Source organism: Sphingomonas sp. CCH9-E2 (genome assembly GCF_001557215.1).
Lineage (GTDB): Bacteria > Pseudomonadota > Alphaproteobacteria > Sphingomonadales > Sphingomonadaceae > Sphingomonas.
In genome coordinates this window covers 1-2,699 of sequence record NZ_LSJM01000185.1, presented here as the reverse complement: position 1 = coordinate 2,699, position 2,699 = coordinate 1, and the positions used below count along the sequence as shown (strand labels likewise).

Genomic DNA, 2,699 nt, shown 5'->3' with positions numbered 1-2,699 from the left:
ACCGCCACTTCGCCCCGGACATGGCGCTCGCCACCGCGCTGGTGACCAGCGGCGCGCTGGGCGAAGGGCTACCGGGAGTGGAGGCATGAGGACGGACATCGCCGCATTCCTAAGCCCCTCCCCTTCAGGGGAGGGGTTGGGGGTGGGGCCTGTCCTCGCAACCGACGGTCTCGGTGAGATTGAAACGCCCCACCCCAACCCCTCCCCTAAAGGGGAGGGGCTAAAATGATCGTCACCGCCCGCAACGAAGGCCCGCTGATCGTCAGCATCCCCCATGCCGGTCTCGAAATCCCCGCCGACATCGCCCCGTCGCTCGTCTCGCTCAACCGCGCGCGCTACGACGCTGATCTCTACATCGACCAGCTCTACGCCTTCGCATTTCAGCTCGGCGCGACGATCGTCCGCACCACGACCAGCCGCACAGTGATCGACGTCAACCGCGACCCCAGCGGCGCGACGCTTTACCCCGGCCAGTTCACCACCGGCCTGTGCCCGACCGAAACCTTCGACGGCGACCCGCTCTACCACCCCGGCAAGGAACCCGACGCAGCCGAAATCGCCCGCCGCCGCGCCGCCTGGTTCGACCCCTATCACGCCGCCCTGCGCGCCGAGATCGAGCGCCTGCGCGCGCTCCACCCCGCGATCGTCCTCTACGAAGCGCATTCGATCCGCAGCGTGGTGCCAAAGCTGTTCGACGGCCGCCTGCCCGAATTCAACATCGGCACCAATAGCGGCCGGTCCTGCGCGCCCGAACTGACGCAAGCGATCGCCGCGATCTGCGCCGAACAGGGCCGCAGCCATGTTGTCGACGGCCGCTTCAAGGGCGGCTGGACCACGCGCCACTACGGCCAGCCCGACACCGGCGTCCACGCGATCCAGATGGAACTGGCAATGCGCACCTATGTCACCGAAGTTCCCCCCGCCAACTGGCCCCCGCGCTGGGACGACATCCACGCCGCGCAGGCACACGCCACGCTCCGCCCGATCCTCACCGCCGCCATCGACTTCGCGAAAGCCCAAGCATGACCACGCGCACCGACAATAGCCGCTGCATCAAGGCTCCGACCGGCACCACCCTTACCGCCAAGAACTGGCAGGCCGAGGCGGCGTTGCGGATGCTGATGAACAATCTTGATCCCGATGTCGCCGAAGCACCCGAGAGCCTCGTCGTCTATGGCGGCATCGGCCGCGCGGCGCGCAACTGGGAAGCCTATGACAAGATCGTCGAGACGCTCCGCCGCCTCGACAATGATCAGACGCTGCTGGTCCAGTCGGGCAAGCCGGTCGGCGTGTTCCGCACGCATGAAAACGCCCCGCGCGTGCTGATCGCCAATTCGAATCTCGTGCCCCATTGGGCGACCTGGGAGCATTTCCACGAACTCGACCGCAAAGGGCTGGCGATGTACGGCCAGATGACCGCGGGATCGTGGATCTATATCGGCACCCAGGGCATCGTTCAGGGCACTTACGAAACCTTTGTCGAGGCTGGACGTCAGCATTACGGTGGCGACCTGTCAGGCCGCTGGATCCTCACCGCCGGGCTTGGCGGCATGGGTGGCGCGCAGCCGCTCGCCGCGACGATGGCGGGCGCATCCTGCCTTGCGATTGAATGCCAGCCGAGCCGGATCGAGATGCGCCTGCGTACCCGCTACCTCGATCGCGCCGCGAACAGCATCGACGAAGCGCTTGAAATCATTCACACCTCCGACAAACCCGTCTCGGTCGGCCTGCTCGGCAACGCCGCCGAAATCCTGCCCGAACTGGTCCGACGCGGCATCCGCCCCGACATGGTCACCGACCAGACCAGCGCGCATGATCCGATCAACGGCTACCTCCCGGCCGGCTGGACGCTGGAGCAGTGGTTCGCCAAGCGCGAAACCGCCCCGCATGAGGTGGAGGCTGCCGCCCGCGCCTCGATGGCCACCCATGTCCGCGCGATGCTGGCGTTCGAAGAGATGGGCGTCCCCACCTTCGACTATGGCAACAATATCCGTCAGGTCGCGAAGGACGCGGGCGTCGCCAACGCCTTCGCCTTCCCCGGCTTCGTCCCCGCCTATATCCGCCCGCTCTTCTGCCGCGGCATCGGCCCGTTCCGCTGGGCCGCGCTCTCGGGCAATCCGGAGGACATCTGTAAGACCGACGCCAAGGTGAAGGAGTTGCTCCCCGGCAACCACCACCTCCACCACTGGCTCGACATGGCAAAGGAGCGGATCGCGTTCCAGGGCCTCCCCGCGCGCATCTGCTGGGTCGGCCTCGGCGACCGCCACCGCCTCGCCCTCGCCTTCAACGAGATGGTGGCGAAAGGCGAACTGGAGGCCCCCATCGTCATTGGCCGCGATCACCTCGACAGCGGATCGGTCGCCAGCCCCAACCGCGAAACCGAAGCGATGCTGGACGGCAGCGACGCCGTGTCCGACTGGCCCCTGCTCAACGCCCTGCTCAACACCGCCAGCGGCGCAACCTGGGTCTCGCTCCACCATGGCGGCGGCGTCGGCATGGGCTATTCGCAGCACTCAGGCATGGTCATCGTCGCCGACGGCACCCCAGAAGCCGCCAGGCGGCTCGAGCGCGTGCTATGGAACGACCCGGCCACCGGCGTCATGCGCCACGCCGATGCGGGCTATGAGATCGCGAAAACCTGCGCGGGAGAAATGGGGCTGGACCTGCCGGGCATCCTGTAACCCCCTCCCCTTCAGGGG

General features: G+C 67.2%; 2 protein-coding genes. Both read left to right on the top strand.

All coding sequences use genetic code 11. From position 1 onward, the window contains the following. Window positions 1-225 precede the first annotated feature (225 nt). On the top strand, window positions 226-1,026 hold the full coding sequence (gene hutG, locus AX681_RS09175; RefSeq protein WP_066682096.1) for an N-formylglutamate deformylase: 801 nt from the start codon (window positions 226-228) through the stop codon (window positions 1,024-1,026). Continuing rightward, window positions 1,023-2,681 carry a urocanate hydratase gene (gene hutU, locus AX681_RS09170; protein WP_066659753.1) on the top strand — a complete coding sequence of 553 codons (1,659 nt, stop codon included), beginning with the start codon at window positions 1,023-1,025 and terminating at the stop codon, window positions 2,679-2,681. Before hutG ends, hutU begins: the two co-directional genes overlap by 4 nt. Window positions 2,682-2,699 lie beyond the last annotated feature (18 nt).